The sequence below is a fragment of the Hominilimicola fabiformis genome, from assembly GCF_020687385.1.
Lineage (GTDB): Bacteria > Bacillota > Clostridia > UBA1381 > UBA1381 > Hominilimicola > Hominilimicola fabiformis.
In genome coordinates this window covers 40,783-59,215 of record NZ_JAJEQM010000003.1, presented here as the reverse complement: position 1 = coordinate 59,215, position 18,433 = coordinate 40,783, and the positions used below count along the sequence as shown (strand labels likewise).

At 39.5% G+C, this 18,433-nt stretch carries 14 protein-coding genes; 8 read left to right on the top strand and 6 right to left on the bottom strand.

Translation table 11 applies throughout. The features are described 5' to 3' along the window. Positions 1–9: 9 nt before the first annotated feature. Both mnmG and LKE05_RS03010 read right to left on the bottom strand, forming a co-directional pair. A complete protein-coding gene (mnmG, locus tag LKE05_RS03015; protein WP_308455886.1) occupies positions 10–1,881 on the bottom strand; it encodes a tRNA uridine-5-carboxymethylaminomethyl(34) synthesis enzyme MnmG in 1,872 nt (623 codons plus the stop codon). Beyond that, entirely contained in the window at positions 1,881–2,786 is a 906-nt protein-coding gene (locus LKE05_RS03010) for a DUF624 domain-containing protein (protein ID WP_308455885.1), read from the bottom strand. Before LKE05_RS03010 ends, mnmG begins: the two co-directional genes overlap by 1 nt. 139 nt (positions 2,787–2,925) lie before the next feature. On the opposite strand from LKE05_RS03010, the gene LKE05_RS03005 reads away from it, so the two are divergent. Further along, a complete protein-coding gene (locus LKE05_RS03005) occupies positions 2,926–3,852 on the top strand; it encodes an RluA family pseudouridine synthase (protein WP_308455884.1) in 927 nt (308 codons plus the stop codon). Here the strand turns inward: LKE05_RS03005 and LKE05_RS03000 are convergent. Further along, positions 3,804–4,922: an MGDG synthase family glycosyltransferase gene (locus tag LKE05_RS03000; RefSeq protein WP_308456002.1), complete on the bottom strand. Its 1,119-nt coding sequence runs from the start codon at positions 4,920–4,922 to the stop codon at positions 3,804–3,806. The genes LKE05_RS03005 and LKE05_RS03000 overlap by 49 nt on opposite strands. Before the next feature lie 149 nt (positions 4,923–5,071). Here LKE05_RS03000 and LKE05_RS02995 point away from each other — a divergent pair, with 149 nt between their 5' ends. After that, a complete protein-coding gene (locus LKE05_RS02995; protein ID WP_308455883.1) occupies positions 5,072–6,397 on the top strand; it encodes an MATE family efflux transporter in 1,326 nt (441 codons plus the stop codon). A gap of 32 nt (positions 6,398–6,429) precedes the next feature. Here the strand turns inward: LKE05_RS02995 and LKE05_RS02990 are convergent, their stop codons facing one another. After that, on the bottom strand, positions 6,430–8,439 hold the full coding sequence (locus LKE05_RS02990) for a leucine-rich repeat domain-containing protein (protein ID WP_308455882.1): 2,010 nt from the start codon (positions 8,437–8,439) through the stop codon (positions 6,430–6,432). 91 nt (positions 8,440–8,530) lie between these two features. Beyond that, positions 8,531–10,831 (bottom strand): SpoIIE family protein phosphatase, encoded by a 2,301-nt coding sequence (locus tag LKE05_RS02985; protein WP_308455881.1) that lies wholly within the window; start codon positions 10,829–10,831, stop codon positions 8,531–8,533. Positions 10,832–11,000: 169 nt separating this feature from the next. Between LKE05_RS02985 and LKE05_RS02980 the strand changes: the two genes are divergently transcribed. Further along, positions 11,001–11,471: a metallophosphoesterase gene (locus LKE05_RS02980; RefSeq protein ID WP_117965353.1), complete on the top strand. Its 471-nt coding sequence runs from the start codon at positions 11,001–11,003 to the stop codon at positions 11,469–11,471. 575 nt (positions 11,472–12,046) lie between these two features. On the opposite strand, the gene galU is transcribed toward LKE05_RS02980, so the two are convergent. Beyond that, positions 12,047–12,916 (bottom strand): UTP--glucose-1-phosphate uridylyltransferase GalU, encoded by an 870-nt coding sequence (gene galU / locus LKE05_RS02975; protein ID WP_308455880.1) that lies wholly within the window; start codon positions 12,914–12,916, stop codon positions 12,047–12,049. Positions 12,917–13,091: 175 nt separating this feature from the next. Here galU and metF point away from each other — a divergent pair, with 175 nt between their 5' ends. The 5 genes from metF to secA all read left to right on the top strand — a co-directional run bounded on the left by metF (position 13,092) and on the right by secA (position 18,267). Continuing rightward, positions 13,092–13,961 carry a methylenetetrahydrofolate reductase [NAD(P)H] gene (gene metF, locus LKE05_RS02970; protein WP_022230960.1) on the top strand — a complete coding sequence of 290 codons (870 nt, stop codon included), beginning with the start codon at positions 13,092–13,094 and terminating at the stop codon, positions 13,959–13,961. Between the two features lie 23 nt (positions 13,962–13,984). Then, positions 13,985–14,827: a 16S rRNA (cytidine(1402)-2'-O)-methyltransferase gene (rsmI, locus tag LKE05_RS02965; protein WP_308455879.1), complete on the top strand. Its 843-nt coding sequence runs from the start codon at positions 13,985–13,987 to the stop codon at positions 14,825–14,827. A 1-nt stretch (position 14,828) separates the two neighbouring features. Further along, positions 14,829–15,119 (top strand): hypothetical protein, encoded by a 291-nt coding sequence (locus tag LKE05_RS02960; RefSeq protein ID WP_022230958.1) that lies wholly within the window; start codon positions 14,829–14,831, stop codon positions 15,117–15,119. 58 nt (positions 15,120–15,177) lie between these two features. Then, a complete protein-coding gene (locus LKE05_RS02955; RefSeq protein WP_022230957.1) occupies positions 15,178–15,360 on the top strand; it encodes a hypothetical protein in 183 nt (60 codons plus the stop codon). A gap of 183 nt (positions 15,361–15,543) precedes the next feature. Beyond that, complete coding sequence (gene secA, locus LKE05_RS02950; protein ID WP_022230956.1) at positions 15,544–18,267, top strand: preprotein translocase subunit SecA; 2,724 nt, start codon at positions 15,544–15,546, stop codon at positions 18,265–18,267. The last annotated feature ends 166 nt before the right edge of the window (positions 18,268–18,433 follow it).

Genomic DNA, 18,433 nt, shown 5'->3' with positions numbered 1-18,433 from the left:
ACACATTTTTTATTTGTGATTTTTTTGTGATTCCAACCATACAATCAATACCGACATATCAGACGGTGAAACACCGGAAATTCTTGACGCTTGTCCGAGTGACTTTGGCTGTATCTTATTCAATTTTTGTCTTGCCTCCAAACGCAAGCCGTGTATATCCGAATAATCTTGATTTTCGGGAAGAAGTTTTTCCTCCATTTTCTTAAACTGCTCAACCTGTGCTATCTGTCTTTTTATATAGCCGTCATACTTTAGTTTTATTTCAACCTGTTCACAAACTGCGTCCGGAAGTGTCGGACGGTTATGGTCGACAGGTGCAAGTTTTTCATAATCAAGTTCTGGACGTTTTATCATATCGCTAAGACGTATTCCCGTCTTAACTGCGGTCGAATTATACTGTTCCAAAAGCGGATTTGCGTCTTTCGGCGGTACTATAACCGACGTCACACGCTTAATTTCATTTTCAATCATATCCATTTTTTCAAGGAACTTTTTATATCTTTCTTCCGATATAAGACCGATTTTATATCCGAACGGAGTAAGTCTTTCATCTGCGTTATCCTGTCTTAAAAGCAAACGGTATTCCGAACGTGATGTCATCATTCGGTACGGCTCGTTTGTACCCTTTGTTATAAGGTCATCTATAAGTGTGCCGATATATCCGTCCGAACGTTTTAATGTAAGCGGTTCTTCGTTTTTAAGTTTCAATGCCGCATTAATTCCGGCAATAAGTCCTTGTGACGCCGCCTCCTCATAGCCGGACGTACCGTTAAACTGTCCTGCACCGTAAAGTCCATGTACATTCTTAAATTCCAACGTTGCATACAGTTGAGTCGGATCGCAGCAATCATATTCTATTGCATATGCAGGACGCATAATTTCAACATTTTCAAGTCCCTCAACGCTTCGATACATTTCAAGTTGTACATCCTCAGGCATACTCGTTGAAAAGCCTTGTGCGTATACTTCCTTTGTATCAAGTCCCATAGGCTCCATAAAAAGCTGATGTCTTGGTTTTTCCGCAAAACGCACAACCTTATCTTCGATAGACGGACAGTATCGCGGACCTATACCCTCAACCATACCGCCGTACATTGCCGAACGACCGAGATTGTCGTGTATAATTTGGTGAGTTTTTTCATTTGTATACACAAGATAGCAAGGAACAAGATTTTTGCCGACATTCTCCGTTTCAAACGAAAACGGCACGATTTTTTCGTCACCCTCCTCAAGCTCCATCTTACTGTAGTCAAGTGTATCCGCGTGCACTCTTGCTGGAGTACCTGTTTTAAATCGCTTTAATTCAATACCCAATCTGCGAAGATTTTCCGAAAGTTCATTTGCAGGGAACATTCCGTCAGGACCGCTTTCACGCGAATAACTTCCGATAAGAATTTTACCCTTTAAATAAGTTCCGCTGGCAATAATAACCGCTTTTACCTTATATTCAACGCCTGTATGTGTTACAACTTCCGTTACATTATTATCTTCATCGGTAATTACATTTACGATTTCCGCTTGTTTAACCTGCAAATTCTCTTGATTTTCAACACGTTTTTTCATTTCAACGTGATACTTTTTTCTGTCAATCTGTGCTCTAAGTGAATGTACGGCAGGACCTTTGCCTTTATTAAGCATTTTTGACTGTATAAACGAAGCGTCCGCCGCTTTACCCATTTCACCGCCGAGTGCGTCAAGCTCACGAACAAGGTGACCTTTCGCCGTACCGCCTATACTTGGGTTACAAGGAAGATTTCCTATTGCGTCAAGGCTTATTGAAAACATAACCGTTTTCATACCCAATCTTGCCGCCGCCAAAGCCGCCTCACAGCCCGCGTGACCGCCTCCGATTACGGCAACATCATATTCACCTAAAACCATTATTCTTCCTCCCCGATATATTCAACCTTATGCTGTTTTTCTTTCATATCCTTTAATATTGAGCGTTCAATTACTCTTGCGGCATAAAATTGCGGTGGATAGCAAGTAACGCAAAGTCCGACAACTACTACTATAATTGCCGCTGCAAGCGGATTAACGAATGTAAACAACGCACCGTATATAAGTACTCCTATAAGCGTTGTAAAAAAGTTACCCGGTAATTTTGCAAGTGTTATAAGCAACGCATTTTTATAAAGCGATCCGATCCCACATTCAAATGTAATCATAATTTGATACAAATACGGATGCATCATTGTATAAACAACAAGTACAAGTATCATAACATACAGCAACATCATCCAAAGCATACTGCCCGTTGAAACGTAAAGCGAATGATAGAAAAGAATTGCATTAATTCCGAACACAAGCAAAACCGCATCAATCAGCACAACTACCATACTCTGTTTAAAGTTTTCCTTAAACTTGTCCGCACCGTCACTCAAAACCCAAGTATGTTCACCGCGTGTGAAACATCTTGTTATATACGAATAAGCCGCCGTTGCAGGACCTGAACCCCAAAACGTGAACACACCGATTGAAAAAGCAAGCTGAATAAGTATCATAATACTTCCCTGCACATTTTCCGCGCTTGATTCCGTACCAAGCGAAATAATAGTGTCTGAAACATTCTGAACGATATGCGTACTGCTCAAAACTATACCGCCGAAAATATATAAAATCGCAATCCATATAATACTCGTTATCGCATAAAGACAGTTCGCACCCAAAAATTTAGTGAACTTACGTATCACAATATCAAAAAACAAGAAAAAGCCTTTCTTTTTAGGTTCGTTCTTATCCACTCCCTTACCCGGTTTATCATAACCGCCGCCGAAAATTCCCATATTTTTTCTCCTTCCAAAATTTGAATACAATTTTTCATTCATATAAAATATTTATGCAAACTATATTGTAACACAATTTTTTTTATGATACAATATCAAAAATAAATGTTTACAAATAAAATATCAATCGAGGTAACAAATGAGGGAAATCACGATAAATCAAAACGACGCAGGGCAACGGCTTGACAAGTTTCTTACAAAATATCTTGTCAATATGCCACAGAGTATGTTATATAAAAGTCTTAGAAAAAATTGCGTCAGAGTAAACGGCAAACACATCAAAGACGGCAAATATATGCTCCAAAACGGCGATGTGTTGAAGTTATTTTTTAAAGACGAATTTTACGAAAGCAAATCAAGCTTTAAAGCAGGCAATTCCGATATTGACGTTGTATATGAGGACGAAAATATTATACTTATTAATAAAGAAAGCGGTGTTGTAGTCCATTCGGACGATAAAGGCACAAAGGATACGCTTCTTGAAAGAATGCAGAGTTATCTGTACAAAAAAGGCGAATACAATCCCGAAAACGAACACAGTTTTTCTCCTTCATTCTGCAATCGCCTTGACAGAAATACATCAGGTATAATAATCGGTGCAAAAAATGCCGCCGCACTTCGTATAATCAACGAAAAAATCCGCAGCCGCGAAATTAAAAAGATATACCTTTGCATTGTCGAAGGTCATCTTAAAAAAAGCGGTCACCTTACCGCATATCTTACACGCGGTGACAAAAAAGTTACGGTTTCAGATTATAATGAAGAAAATTCAAAGAAAATCGGCACAAAATATAATGTTATTGCCGAAAAAAAAGACACTTCACTTGTGGAAGTCGAGCTTGAAACAGGACGCACACACCAAATCAGAGCACAGTTTTCGCACATAGGAAATCCGCTGTACGGAGATACGAAATACGGCTCACAACACAGCGGAGGTATGAAGCTTGCAAGTTACAAGTTGGTATTTGATTTTAAAACGGACGCAGGCATATTAAATTACCTAAATCACAAAGAATTTCAAATAAGCGTTGATTTTGCCAAAACCTTTGCACAGCAGAAATTATAAAGGTCAGCCGTTGCATTCGGTTTACCGAGATGTCTTACGCTTTCCTCCATCATTGCAACACGCCAAGGACAAGCAAACATTTGATTTATCGCTTCAGAAATCGGATAAGTGTCGTTTACCATAATTGCCGCGCCATTATTCACAAGGAAATTAAGGTTTCTGTCCTCTTGTCCGGGAAGCGGATTCATTGTTATCATCGGCAATCCTTTTGCAAGCGATTCTGATGTTGTAAGTCCGCCCGGCTTTGTTATTATAAAGTCGGCGGCGTCCATCATTACGTCAACATTATCTACAAATCCGTATGAATATATTTTTTTATTCCAATCACATTCATCAACTACGCTTTTTATTTTCTTATTTGTACCGCAAACGCACAGCACTTGAAAATCTTTCGGATATGTATCAATTTGTTCCAAAATCTTTTTTATATTTCCGTACCCCATTGAACCCATCATTATAAGTATAGTGGGAATATTTTCAATTCCGAGTTTTTTCCGTGCCTCAATAGGGTCGTTTTTCTTTACAAACTGTTCTCTTATCGGTATACCGAAAGGCAAAAGTTTCTTTTTCGCTATACCTTTTTTCTGCATTTCGTGTTCCAAAAGTTCATCCGGAATTACGTAATAGTCAAGGAACGTACTTTCCCAAAACGGATGTACGGTGAAATCGGTTACTATTCCGACAGACGGACAATCAAAAGCCGCACGGTCGGCAAGTATGCTTATACACACTCCGGCATAGCTATGCGTACCGATTATCAAATCGGGATTATATTCAGCAACGAACTTTTCAAGTTTCTTTGAAACAAACCGCGAAAATATCGATACAAGCGAATTACGGTCATACGGCTCGTCCTTTTGCGTAAGTTTGCCGTAAGCCTTCGCATACGTCTTTGCAAGGTACTTTGTCGAAAGCAAGTATCCGTCCTGTATTGAATTTCCCAAACGATGATTTACATAGTCGAATATATCAAGCATATGACATTGATGTCCGTTCTCCTCGAAATATTCCATAATAGCCTTAGCCGTAGAATGATGTCCGTAACCGGCTTTTACGGATAACAACAACACTTTCAATTTTAAGACCCCCTTGTCTTTTTTAACAATATTATAACAAATAAAAATAAATTTTTCAACCTTATTGACTTTATGAATTTAATAGACTATAATGTCATAAGTTATTAAAATGAGGGGCGGTGTATTGTGAAATGATAAGCGATATGACTAAAGGAAATCCGTTAAAATTGATACTTTCTTTTTCAGTTCCTATGCTGATCGGAAATATCTTTCAACAGGTGTATAACTTTGTTGACGCGGCGATTGTCGGTAAGTTTGTGGGTGCCGAATCTCTTGCGGCGGTAGGTTCGACAGGTACGATTGTCGGAGTTATGATTTGTCTTATGATGGGACTTACGAGCGGTGCGGGAATTATTATAGCGCAGTGTTTCGGTTCAAGAAATTTTGACGAACTGAGAAAAACAGTTACGGGACTTATTTACATAGTGGGAATTTTGGCGGTGGTTACGTCAGTTGCCGGAGTTGTGTTTTCACGGCCGATTTTATCGTTTCTAAACACACCCGATAATGTAATTGATGAGGCGGTTGCATACATAAACGTAATATTCGCATTCACAATCGGTACGGCTATGTATAACGCGTTAAGCGCAATACTCAGAAGTCTTGGCGACAGCCGTACACCGCTTTACGCACTTATACTTTCTTCTATATTAAATGTAATTTTCGACTTGTTGTTCGTTGTTGTGTTTAAAACAGGTGTTGTCGGTGCGGCAGTTGCGACTGTTATCGCACAGATTATCAGTGCGATTTATTGTATTATACATATGATAAGGCACCGCAGACAGCTTAATCTTGAGGGCATAAACTTCCAAACAACAAAACGTGCAATCAAGCGGATTTTCCAAACAGGAATACCGTCGGCACTTGAAAGCTGTCTGATTTCACTCGGCACAATGAGTGTGCAACGTCTTGTAAACTCATTCGGTGCAATGACTATGGCAGGCTATACTGCCGCCGTAAAAATCGACTCAATCGCAATCGCACCGATTGTATCGGTCGGCTCGGCATTGTCGGTTTTCTCGGGTCAAAATATCGGTGCAAATCAAATGGACAGAATAAAAAAGGGTATGTATCAAACACTTGCGTCACTTATCGGTATATGTATAGTGATTGCTGCCGGAATTGTATTGTTCCGTAATCAACTGCTTGGCTTGTTCCTTGACAAAACACAAGCCGCAGAGGCTATCGCAATAGGAAGCAAGTACCTTACTATCGTATGTGTTGCGTATATAGTTGCGGCGGTTATGAGAACATATTTGAACGTTCTTCGCGGTGCGGGTGATGTTAATACCTCCGCAGTCGCAGGTATACTTGAACTTATAGGAAGAATTATTTTCGCATATATACTTGTTCGCCCGCTCGGCTCAACAGGTATTTGGATTGCTACTCCGCTCGCCTGGGCAATGGGTGCGTCAGTACCCGTTATCCGATACTATTCGGGTAAGTGGATTAATAAAAAGTTGGTATAAAAAAATGGCACTTTCGTGCCATTTTTTTATACTTATTCTTCTACTAATTTTACTGTTTTCTTTTCCGAAATAGGTTGTAATTGTGATGACAATACAAATATATTCACGTTCTTGGCATTATCCTTTTTGTCAAGAGAAATTTTTGTATCGTCTTTCATCGAAAGCGGTACTCTGTCAATTCCAATCATAACGCCGTTTTCATCATACATTGCCGCATATACATAGCAGTCGCCGTACTTCATTTGTGCGGATATATCAAAATCATATGATGTGTCGTTTTCTGTTTTTGTAACTTCTACCGTTGTCATAGTCATATCCGTAGGTATTCCGTTATAATGGATTGTTGCGTTTGTAAGATATGTATTTCCGACCAACACAATCTTACTCCACTCTTCCTCCGTACCTGCGTAATACACATTGGTAATACTATAACAATCACTAAAAGCATTTTTTGCAATTTTATTTATATTTTTACCCATCGTTACAGTGGTTAAGTTTGTACAGAAGGCAAATGCACTCATCCCTATCGACTTAACCTTATTCGGTATGTCAATACTTGTCAAACTTTCACATTCGTAAAACATATTTTCTTCTATTTTGTCGATATTTTCAGACAGCTTTATGCTTTCCAACTTGTTGCACCAGCTAAAAGCTTCCTCTCCTATGCTTTTAACATTATCCGTCACTGTAACATTGACTACTCCGCTCGAATAAAAAGCACCGACGCCTATACGTTCAACACTTTCAGGTATGTTTATATTTGCTAAATTGCTACAAGAATTAAATGCATTGTCATCTATCACCGTAACCGGCAAGCCTTCAATTTCACTCGGTATAGTAGCTTCGCTGACAGATTTGTCACACTTAACAATAACCACAGATTTTCCGTCGGTACTAAAATTATAAGTAAACGGCTCGATTGTTTTATTATAATGAATTGTTGCGTTTTTCAACGCGCCGTTGCCGTCACCTGCGCTGTTTTCTTCTATATCAATTTTATTCCATTGTGTTTCGGTACCAAAATAGTATATATCTTTTAAGCTGTTACAATCATAAAACGCATACTGTTCAATCAAATCAACACTTTTAGGTATTGTTATACTTTCCAGACTTGCACAACCGCTGAAAGCAGAAGAATATATTGTATCTACATCACTTGGAATTTTTACACTCTTTAGGCTTGTACAATTTGAAAATGTCGAACCCTGAATCCAACTTAGATTCTCAGACAATACCACTTCCGTCAAATTTGTACAGCTGGAAAATACAGAAGTTCCCATAGTATTGACATTATCCGAAAGAGAAACAGAGATCAAATTTTTGCAGCCCGAAAATGCCTGCGCCTTTATAGCCGTCACGTTTTCCGAAACAGCATAACTTGTATCGCTCTTGCCCGACGGATATGCAAAAATCAGTGTTTTACCTTTATTAAACAACACTCCGTCCTCTGAGCTGTAATCACTGTTGTTTTCATCAACGTTTATCGCTTCCAAATTAACGCTGTTACTGAATGCACCCGCTGCTATTGATGTTGTTTGTTGCGGAACATTTATAGTCTTAACATTTTGTGTATACTTAAAAGCACAACCGTCAATTTTCGAAACACTTGACGGAATTGTATAGCTTACACCACTTTTTGCAGCAGGATATTGAATAAGTTCTGTTTTACTCTTGTTAAAAAGTACTCCGTCCTCTGAAATATAATTTTTGTTTTCAGAATCGACAACTATATTTTCAAGGCTTGTACAGCCCAAAAATGTATCGTACCCTATTGAAGTTACGGTTGACGGGATTGTTACTTTCTTCAAATCCACACATTTAAAAAACGCATCGCCATCAATCTCAGTTACCGTTGCTCCCTCAATTTCACTTGGTATATTTACTTCCGCCACTTCCTTGGCACATTTTGAAATCGTAACCGTATTATCTTCATTTACCCAATATTCCAAATAGTTCTCATACGTTTCCGCACTTGCCGTCATCGGCACAAATGCACACAGCATTGACAGTGCCAAAATCATACTTAAAATTTTCTCCCTCATAAAATAATTGCCTCCCACATATAAATTTTTACATATATAGCTTATCACATCTTGGTAGAAATTGCAATATATTTTTCGAATATTGTCTTTTTTAGTTCCTTATCAACCTTATTGTCGCAACGGTCATATCGTCGATTACTGCGTCACGGCTTTTTTTGACTGCATTTTCAATTACGGATTGTGCCATTTCGTCCATAGTGTCAAACGGCATTTTTATTTCTTTTTTCAGCCAATCTGTACGGACAGTACCAAATCCCGCTTCGCTTATTCCGTCCGACATCATTATTATTATATCGCCGTCATCAAGGCGTTTGGCTTGTCCCTGTACCTTTATATCAGGCAGCATACCGACAGGCAACGATACAGAAAACACCGTTTCAACATTCGGACCGTGAAGTACAATACTCTCCGAACCGCCGATTTTGAAAAACTCACATATACCTGTCATAAGGTCTATACATAGCAGGTCCACGGTAGAAAAACACTCATAGTCAAGTTTTAAACAGAGTGCCGAATTTATCATATCAATAGACGTTTTCACGCCAAACCCCGACTGCAAAAATTCTCTCAACAATTTCAGTGTTATATGGCTCTCAAACATTGCCCTTTTACCGCTGCCCATACCGTCCGACAAAATCACATACTGTTTATAATCCTCCGTCACAAACGTATCTATACTGTCGCCCGACACTTCGCTGAAATCTCGGCTTATCTGTCTTATCGCAATATCTGCGGTAAATTTTGCGCGTGACACAAATTTCATAAGTCCGTTCGCACTGTCACATTCATAGCCCATAGGTGTTTCGACAACGCTTTCAAGCACGTTTTCAATCTTCCCGACTTCCGTACCCTTAGACGTTCCGAGATATACCTCCATTTTCCCGTGACTGCTTTCAATAACGCTTATTTCAAATGCCATAATTCCGACTTTGTCAAGCTCGGCAATAAGTGTTTCCTCCAAATCCTCTCTGAACGTAAATCCGGAACATATATTTTCCGCCATTGTGTCCATAAGGCTTGACATTTCTTTATACTGTCTTGCAACCAAGTCACGGCTTGTAACCGCCTCACCCGTCCGTACAAGGTTTTTCTTATACAGTTCATAGACGTGATTAAACTCCACAACGAACAAATCAGGTCGTAAGCATTTATCCTTAAAGCTGTTCGGTACTGATGTAAACTCCAATATCCCCCTTGTTTCAATCGTATCAAGCAACAGCATTATACTGCGGTATGTGCGTGTAAAGTCGGACTGCCAGCATTTAACCGCATTCGGACACCCCTCGCACACTCTGTCCGCAACCTCATCAAAAAGCGTAGCAACATCTTTATTATATGATTTCAGTCTTTTCTCCGAAGCATTTGAAAAACACTCCTCCAAACTCTTAAATGCCTTTGCCGATTTTTCAAGCTGCATAGACAAATACTCTTTAACTCTTACGTCCGCACTCACCGTTTCAAGCTTTAACGACCTTGCAAAAAAAGATTTTATATACCATTGAACTTTATTCGGTGTCAGTACAAAAAGCACCGCCCCTATCGCTGTTTCGATAATCGTCACAGGCAAAGACGATGCACTTCCCGCATACAAAAGTGTCACCGCACTGCCGCCCAAGAATCCCAACGCAACTCCGAAACGTCCGAACGATTTCAGCAAATTTCCGAACAATGCACTTATACCGAAAATACCCATAGTCACAACCGCCGACGGTGACGATATTGCCGACATAAACCCTATACAAAGTCCCCCGCTGCCCGCCGCCGCAATACCGCCGTGAAGTGCAATGCAAAGTACCGCATATACGGAAACTATATTGGCAAGACTGATATTATACGGAAACACAATTCCCGAAAGTCCCGTTATAAAAACACCCACGCTTACAGAAATACTGATAAGCTCGTCCTGTGCGGTCTGCGTGCGTTTTTTGCGGTTTGCAATCAATCCGTGTGCTTTTTTGAATATTATATACATGAGTGAAGTGACTATCGACTCAACAAAAAGCATAAGTATATCGTATGCTCCTACATATGTATATATAAGAAAAACAAATCCGCCGACCATAACCGCACCGCCCACGCACGCCGCATCAAGCACAAGATTTTCCTTATTTCTGAAACGTGTATATATCCAAAACAACAGTGCCGCAACAAGATATTTTGTAAGCACCGCACTGCTTGCCGACGTCATAAGTGCAATCGAAAGCACAGTTATACCGAGATACGCAATACTTTTATCAAAGCAAGAAGCAAAAAAAGCCACTCCGAACGGAAAAAGTCCCAAAACAGACGCTCGTCCTGCCAAAAGCAATAGCATACTCATTCCCACATCTCTCACAGACGGTGCTCGGAGCATTTCTGTATTCCGTTGTCTTTTTACCGCTGGCTGACTCATTTTTAATTCCTCCTACAAGTGCAATATAGGTTATTATACCACTTGTTTATGGATAAATATGTAAAATCCTGTTGTCGATATATAAAAATATTTCGACATCATTTTTTGACAAATTGCGTTTGCATATGATATACTACATACATATTTTTTATATTGAGAGGATTAGATTATGAAAAAAATTTTGATTTTTTCCGATACTCACGGCGATATTAACCGCTGTTTAGATATAATCGAAAAAGCCGACAGTGTAAGTGCGATTTTCCACGCAGGCGATTACACAGGTGACGCGGAAGATTTGGAGTCGATATACCCAAACATACCTATATATTATGTAAAAGGCAACAACGACTACTTTTCAAAAGCGCCGTCACATATGCTTGTTACAATAGACGGTGTTAAGATATTTATTACGCACGGTCACGAACAGAATGTAAAATACGAATATGAATTTATGACTCTCCGCAAGGCTGCCGAAAAATATGATCCCGATTTAATAATATTCGGTCACACGCACATTCCTTATACCGATTACAAAGGCAAAGCCACACTTTTAAACCCGGGAAGTATACGTTATACAGGCACATATGCAGAGGCTGAAATCGAAAACGGTAAACTAAAAACAAAAATCATAGAGGTTTGATGTACAAATTACACAAAAATGTCACGTTATTTTATATATCCCCGTTATGCGTGACATTATTAATGAATTATTTGTAAAAATGTCACGTCTTATCACGCAATATGACAATTTTAAACGATTTATACCTTTTAAATATAGAAGATTTATCCTTTATATTGCAATTTTTACAGTAATAATTTATACTATGAGTGAACTTAATTGAGTTCATTAAACGAGAAAAGACGGTGCATTCCCCAATGTGCACCGTCTTTTTTTCTCAGAATCCGATAAATTGTCCGGAACGTGCAAAGCAATTTATTTTTTGTTTTTTACTTTAATTTATAACCCAACCAAAAAACAGGCAAGCCTATCTTTATACGGCTTGCCTGTGCACTTTTTGTGAAAATAAAACTCTTGCGTACCAACGTACGCGACGAGTTTATTTTCGCAAAATCCGAACTAATTTCTCGGATTCTGAACGGTATGATAAATTGTCCGGAACGTGCAAAGCATTTATTTTATGTTTTTACTTTAATTTATAACCCGACAAAAAACAGGCAAGCCTATCTTTGTACGGCTTGCCTGTACACTTTTTCTTATAAATTTTTTGTTACTTCTTTTAAATATTCCGCAAATTCATCTTTTAAATCATCTCTTGAAAGTGCAAAATCGACTGTTGCCTGTAAAAATCCCTGTTTACTTCCTATATCATATCTTCTGCCCTCAAAGTCATATGCGTACATATCTTCATTCTTTGCAAGCATTACAAGTGCGTCGGTAAGCTGTATTTCGCCGCCTGCACCCTTAGGTGTTTTTTCAAGGCAATCGAATATTGCAGGTGTGATTACATATCTGCCGAGTACCGCAACGTCTGACGGTGCGTCCTCTTTTTTCGGCTTTTCGACCATTCCTTTCAGCTTATACATTCTGCCTTCAACATTATCGCAGTCCACAATACCATACTTTGAAACTTGATCCATTCCGACCTTTTGCACTCCAAGCACTGTCGCATTATATTTGTTAAACTGTTCGATAAGCTGACTCAAACACGGCTTTTCCGCCACAACCACATCATCACCGAGCATTACCGCAAAAGGCTCGTTTCCGACAAAGCTTTTCGCACAAAGTACAGCGTGTCCAAGACCTTTCTGTTCCTTTTGACGTACAAACTGAACGTTTATTTTATCCGACACTTCACGAACAGCATTAAGCATTTCCTGCTTGCCGTCACGTTCAAGTATCGTTTCAAGCTCATATGCCCTATCAAAATGATTTACAAGTGCGTCCTTACCGCGTGATGTAATTATAAGCAAATCCTCAATGCCCGATGCGATTGCCTCCTCAACAATATACTGAATTGTCGGCTTATCGACTATCGGCAGCATTTCTTTCGGCACTGCCTTAGTCGCCGGAAGAAATCTTGTTCCGAACCCTGCCGCAGGTATTACCGCTTTTGTTACTTTCATATTTTCTCCTCCCTCAATTTCTAATTTTATAACTATCTATTATTATACCACATATTTTCCATAATTGCGATATAAAAATCAGTTAATTTATTTCAAATTTCAACACTTGATATTGTTTCAAATCTGCGGTATAATATTTTATATATATAATTACAGATTAAGGAGAAAAAACAGAATGTTTATAAGAGATATATTTGCTCAAAAAAAGCCGGTGCTTTCATTTGAAGTATTTCCGCCGAAAAAGGACAGCGGACTTGACAATGTCATTTCAGCAGTTGACGAGCTTTCAAAAATGCCTATTGACTATATGAGCGTTACATACGGTGCAGGTGGCAGTAATTCAAAAAATACCGCATATATCGCCTCACATTTAAAGAATAATCTTTCTATTCCGTCACTTGCACATCTTACTTGCGTTGCAAACTCAAAGGACGATATTAAGGTAAAATTACAGGAATATAAAGACCTTGGAATTGAAAATATCCTTGCACTTCGCGGTGACAAGCCGAAAGATTATGACGGTGAAATATTCCCGGGTTATCACTATGCAAACGAACTTGTAGAGGCAATCAAAGATTTCGGAGATTTTTGCGTCGGCGGTGCTTGTTACCCTGAGTGTCACCCTGATTCTCCGAGCCTTGACGCCGATATTGAAAATTTAAAAGTAAAAGTTGACGCAGGTGTTGATTTTCTTGTTACTCAAATGTTTTTTGACAACGACGAATTTTACAAATTCCGCGATAAACTTGCAAAGAAAGGTATAAACAAACCTATCACAGCCGGAATAATGCCTCTTACAAACGCAGGTCAAATACAGCGTATGGCAATTCTTTCAGGCGGTGCGTCTATGCCGTCAAAATTCTTGCGTATGATTTCAAAATACCAAGACAATCCGGAGGCTTTAAAACAAGCAGGTATTGCGTATGCGGTTGATCAAATTATCGACCTGCTTTCAAACGACATTGACGGTATTCATCTTTACACAATGAACAAGCCCGAAACCGCACAGAAAATCGTAAATGTTATAAACAACCTATTTGTATAATTCGCATTTTGCAAGGAGAACTTATGAACGGAAAACTATATTTATGTGCCACACCGATAGGCAATCTCGGTGATGTGTCCGCGCGCTGTCTTGAAGCATTTAACAATGCCGATTTAATTGCCGCAGAAGATACAAGGCGTACTCTTCAGCTTTTAAATCACTTTGAAATATCAAAGCCACTGACAAGCTACCACGAACACAACAAGCACGAAAAAGGCGAATATATTATATCACTTTTAAAAAACGGTAAAAACATTGTACTTGTATCGGACGCAGGTACTCCCGCAATTTCAGATCCCGGTGAGGACTTAGTTAAGCTATGTATCGAAAACGATATTGACGTCACCTCAATCCCCGGACCTGTCGCAGGTATAAACGCACTGATACTGTCGGGACTTCCGACAAGACGATTTGCATTTGAGGGATTTCTTTCGGTGAACAAGCGTCACAGAAAAGAACATCTTGAACTTGTGAAAAACGACACTCACACACTCATTTTTTATGAGGCTCCGCACAAATTAAAAAACACGCTTTCCGATATGCAAAAGACATTCGGCGGTGACAGAAAAATCGCTCTTGTGCGTGAGCTTACAAAAATTCACGAAGAAGTGAAAAGATGTACAATCGACGAGGCAATCGCATATTATTCCGAAAACAATCCGCGCGGTGAATACGTACTCATAGTCGAGGGTGCAAAAGAAGTCGAAGAAACGGAAGAAAACGAATGGGAAAATATTTCAATTAAAGAACACGTTGACAAATACATTGCGGAAGGTATGACTTCAAAAGACGCAATAAAAAAAGCCGCCGTAGACAGAAATCTTCCGAAACGTGACGTATACAACGAATATCACAGAGGTGAATAACGTGAAAAAGAGAACATTATTTTTAATAGGCACTGCCGCCGCGGCAGGCATATACAGTGCAATAACAGGCAAAGGTTTATTCAACAAACCACGCTTCAAAGAACAGCACGAACGCGTTGCAAACTACGTTGAAACTCACTATCCGAACGCGGTTTACACTCCTATCGAAATGACCGCAAACGGTTGGGTAACGGTCATAAGACGTATTGCAAGACCGAACATAATCCTTTACATCACCCGTGACGGAAACGGCAATTATGTCTTTACCGAATCGGAAGTCCGAAATGCGTAACCAAAAACAACGCTTTGGCATAGTATAAATCATAAACAAATTAAAGGAGGTTTTTACTATGTTTTTCGGCGGAGGATGTAATAACAATTCAGACAGTTGGATATGGATTGTGGTAATAGTGGCACTTGTTATACTTTGCTGTGACGGTAATATTTTCGGCGGAAGCAATAACAACTGCTGTTGCTGTTGCGATCCATGCTGCGACCCTTGCTGTGACAATCACAAAAACGATTGCTGCTAAAATCTACTGTACTTAAAGGTGCCGGCATATCGGCACCTTTTTTAGTGCAAAATAAATTTTACAAAAAATTAATAAAAAACAGTAGTAATCCTTACGTTTTTGTGATATAATATACGTTAATAATGCGATAATTCCATTCTTTGGGATTACACAGACCGATATTATTTATGAGGAGAAAAATAAATGAGTATATTCGACAAAATATTCGGCACATATTCTGACAGAGAACTAAAGAGAATACGTCCTATCGCAGACAAAGTTATGGCACTTGAGGACGATATGGCAAAACTTTCAGATGCAGAATTAAAAGCCAAGACACCTGAGTTTAAGGAAAGACTTAAAAACGGCGAAACACTTGATGATCTTCTTCCTGAGGCATTTGCGGTAATGCGTGAGGCAAGCTGGCGTGTACTTGGAATGAAACACTTCTATGTACAGGTTATCGGTGGTATTATTCTTCATCAGGGACGTATCGCAGAAATGAAAACAGGTGAAGGTAAAACTCTTGTTTCTACACTTCCTGCATATTTGAACGCTTTAACCGGTGACGGTGTACATATTGTCACCGTAAACGATTATCTTGCTAAGCGTGACAGTGAGTGGATGGGAAAAGTTTACCGTTATCTTGGTATGAGTGTCGGACTTATTATTCACGAACTTGACAACGGTGAAAGACGTGAGGCATATGCCGCTGACATTACTTACGGTACAAATAACGAACTTGGTTTCGACTATCTTCGTGACAACATGGTTGTTCATAAAGAAGAAATGGTACAGCGCGGTCATAATTATGCAGTAGTCGATGAAGTTGACTCAATTCTTATAGATGAGGCGAGAACTCCGCTTATCATTTCCGGTATGGGCGAGGACGCAAATGACCTTTACAGAGTTGCCGATATGTTCGTTAAACGTCTTAAAAAGGTTGTCGTTACAGAACACGACGACAAACAGCTTGACGAAGATGTAGACGCAGATTATATCGTTGACGAAAAAGCAAAAACAGCTATGCTTACCGAACAGGGTATTAAAAAAGCTGAACAAGGTTTCGGTATCGAAAACCTTTCCGACCCTGAAAATATGAAACTTCAACACCACATCAACCAAGCCTTGCAGGCTAACGGTGTTATGCACCGTGACCAACAGTACGTTGTTCAAGACGGCGAGGTTATGATTGTTGATGAATTTACAGGACGTATCATGCCGGGCAGACGTTACAGTGACGGTTTGCACCAAGCTATCGAAGCAAAGGAAGGCGTTAAAATTGAAAACGAGTCAAAGACTCTTGCAACAATCACATTCCAAAACTTCTTCCGTCTTTACAACAAGCTTTCTGGTATGACAGGTACAGCTCTTACTGAAGAAGAAGAATTTCAACATATATATAAGCTTGACGTTGTTGCCGTTCCTACAAATAAGCCGGTAATCCGTAAGGATTTACATGACGTTGTATTCAAAACAGAAAAAGGCAAGTTTATGGCGGTTATCAAGCAAATTCAAGAATGTAACGCAAAGGGACAGCCTGTACTTGTAGGTACCGTAAACGTAGACAAGTCGGAAATACTTTCGGCACTTCTAAAGCGTGCAGGAATTAAACACGAAGTCCTAAATGCGAAGTATCACGCAAAAGAGGCTGAAATCGTTGCACAGGCAGGTAAAAAAGGTGCTGTAACAATCGCAACAAACATGGCGGGTCGTGGTACTGACATTAACCTTGGCGGTAATGCAGAATATATGGCTAAACATGAAATGGCACGTCAAGGATTTACAGATGAGCTTATCGCAGAGGCAACAGGTTTCGGTGATACAGATGATGAAGATATTATCAATGCAAGAAAAGTATTTACCGAACTTAACGACAAATTCAAAGCACAAATCAAGCCGGAACAAGACGAAGTTCGCGAGCTTGGCGGTTTGTATATTATAGGTACTGAACGTCACGAATCAAGACGTATCGACAATCAGCTTAGAGGTCGTGCAGGTCGTCAGGGTGACCCCGGTGTATCTCAATTCTTCCTTTCACTTGATGATGATCTTATGAGAATTTTCGGCAGTGACAAGGTTAAGTCTATGGTTGACGCACTCGGTCTTGAAGAGGACGAGCCTATTCAAGCAAAAATGCTTACAAATGCAATCGAAAATGCACAAAAAAATCTTGAAAGCAGAAACTTTGATTCTCGTAAGCACGTTCTTCAATACGACGAAGTTATGAACGAACAGCGTAAGATTATATATGCACAGCGTCAAATGGTACTTGACGGTGAGGATATAAGCGGTACTATCAAGAATATGATGGAATCTGCAATCGACAGTGCACTTGACGATTATATCGGAATTTCAGAAATTCCTGAAGATTGGAACATTCGTGCAATCACAGAATTTGCAAATCAATATCTAAATGCTCAAGGTGAATTTAAAATCCCTGAGGAAGATATGGAAACTATCACAAAAGCAGACGTTAAGGATATGCTTATGGAGCTTGGCAACAAGCGTTACGAATCACAAGAAGAAGTATTCGGCGAGAATATGCGTGAGCTTGAAAGAGTGCTTATGCTTAGAGTTGTCGATACTCTTTGGATGGATCATCTTGACGAAATGGAACACGTTAAACGTGAAATCGGTCTTAGAGCATACGGTCAGCATGACCCTGTTCTTGAATACAGAAATGTCGGCAGTGAGCTTTACGAAAATATGCTTGACAGCATAAAGAAAGATACTGTAAGATACGTACTTTCAGCTATGCCGAGAGTTAAGATTGAACGTGAGCAAGTCGCTAAACCGCTTGATACAGGCGGTGACGGTTCTCTCGGAAACACACCTAAACGTGCAAAGAAAGAACCCGGCAGAAACGACCCTTGCCCATGCGGCAGCGGTAAGAAATACAAGAACTGCTGTGGTAAGAACAAATAATCTAAACAAACCCTACGGTTTTTTTACACGCTGACAGACGTCAAGAAATTAGTTCGGATTTTGTGAAAATGAACTCGTCTGCGTACGTGGTTACGTTAGAGTTTATTTTCACAAAAAGTGCACAGGCAAGCCGTATATCGAAGATAGGTTTGCCTGTTATTTATTA

What these genes read in the sequence shown, in the direction of transcription:
- LKE05_RS03010 (WP_308455885.1), bottom strand. Translation starts at nt 2,786, where the DNA reads ATGGGAATTTTCGGCGGCGGTTATGATAAACCGGGTAAGGGAGTGGAT.
- metF (WP_022230960.1), top strand. Translation starts at nt 13,092, where the DNA reads ATGTTTATAAGAGATATATTTGCTCAAAAAAAGCCGGTGCTTTCATTT.
- LKE05_RS03005 (WP_308455884.1), top strand. Translation starts at nt 2,926, where the DNA reads ATGAGGGAAATCACGATAAATCAAAACGACGCAGGGCAACGGCTTGAC.
- LKE05_RS02980 (WP_117965353.1), top strand. Translation starts at nt 11,001, where the DNA reads ATGAAAAAAATTTTGATTTTTTCCGATACTCACGGCGATATTAACCGC.
- galU (WP_308455880.1), bottom strand. Translation starts at nt 12,916, where the DNA reads ATGAAAGTAACAAAAGCGGTAATACCTGCGGCAGGGTTCGGAACAAGA.
- rsmI (WP_308455879.1), top strand. Translation starts at nt 13,985, where the DNA reads ATGAACGGAAAACTATATTTATGTGCCACACCGATAGGCAATCTCGGT.
- mnmG (WP_308455886.1), bottom strand. Translation starts at nt 1,881, where the DNA reads ATGGTTTTAGGTGAATATGATGTTGCCGTAATCGGAGGCGGTCACGCG.
- LKE05_RS02985 (WP_308455881.1), bottom strand. Translation starts at nt 10,831, where the DNA reads ATGAGTCAGCCAGCGGTAAAAAGACAACGGAATACAGAAATGCTCCGA.
- LKE05_RS02990 (WP_308455882.1), bottom strand. Translation starts at nt 8,439, where the DNA reads ATGAGGGAGAAAATTTTAAGTATGATTTTGGCACTGTCAATGCTGTGT.
- secA (WP_022230956.1), top strand. Translation starts at nt 15,544, where the DNA reads ATGAGTATATTCGACAAAATATTCGGCACATATTCTGACAGAGAACTA.
- LKE05_RS02955 (WP_022230957.1), top strand. Translation starts at nt 15,178, where the DNA reads ATGTTTTTCGGCGGAGGATGTAATAACAATTCAGACAGTTGGATATGG.
- LKE05_RS02995 (WP_308455883.1), top strand. Translation starts at nt 5,072, where the DNA reads ATGACTAAAGGAAATCCGTTAAAATTGATACTTTCTTTTTCAGTTCCT.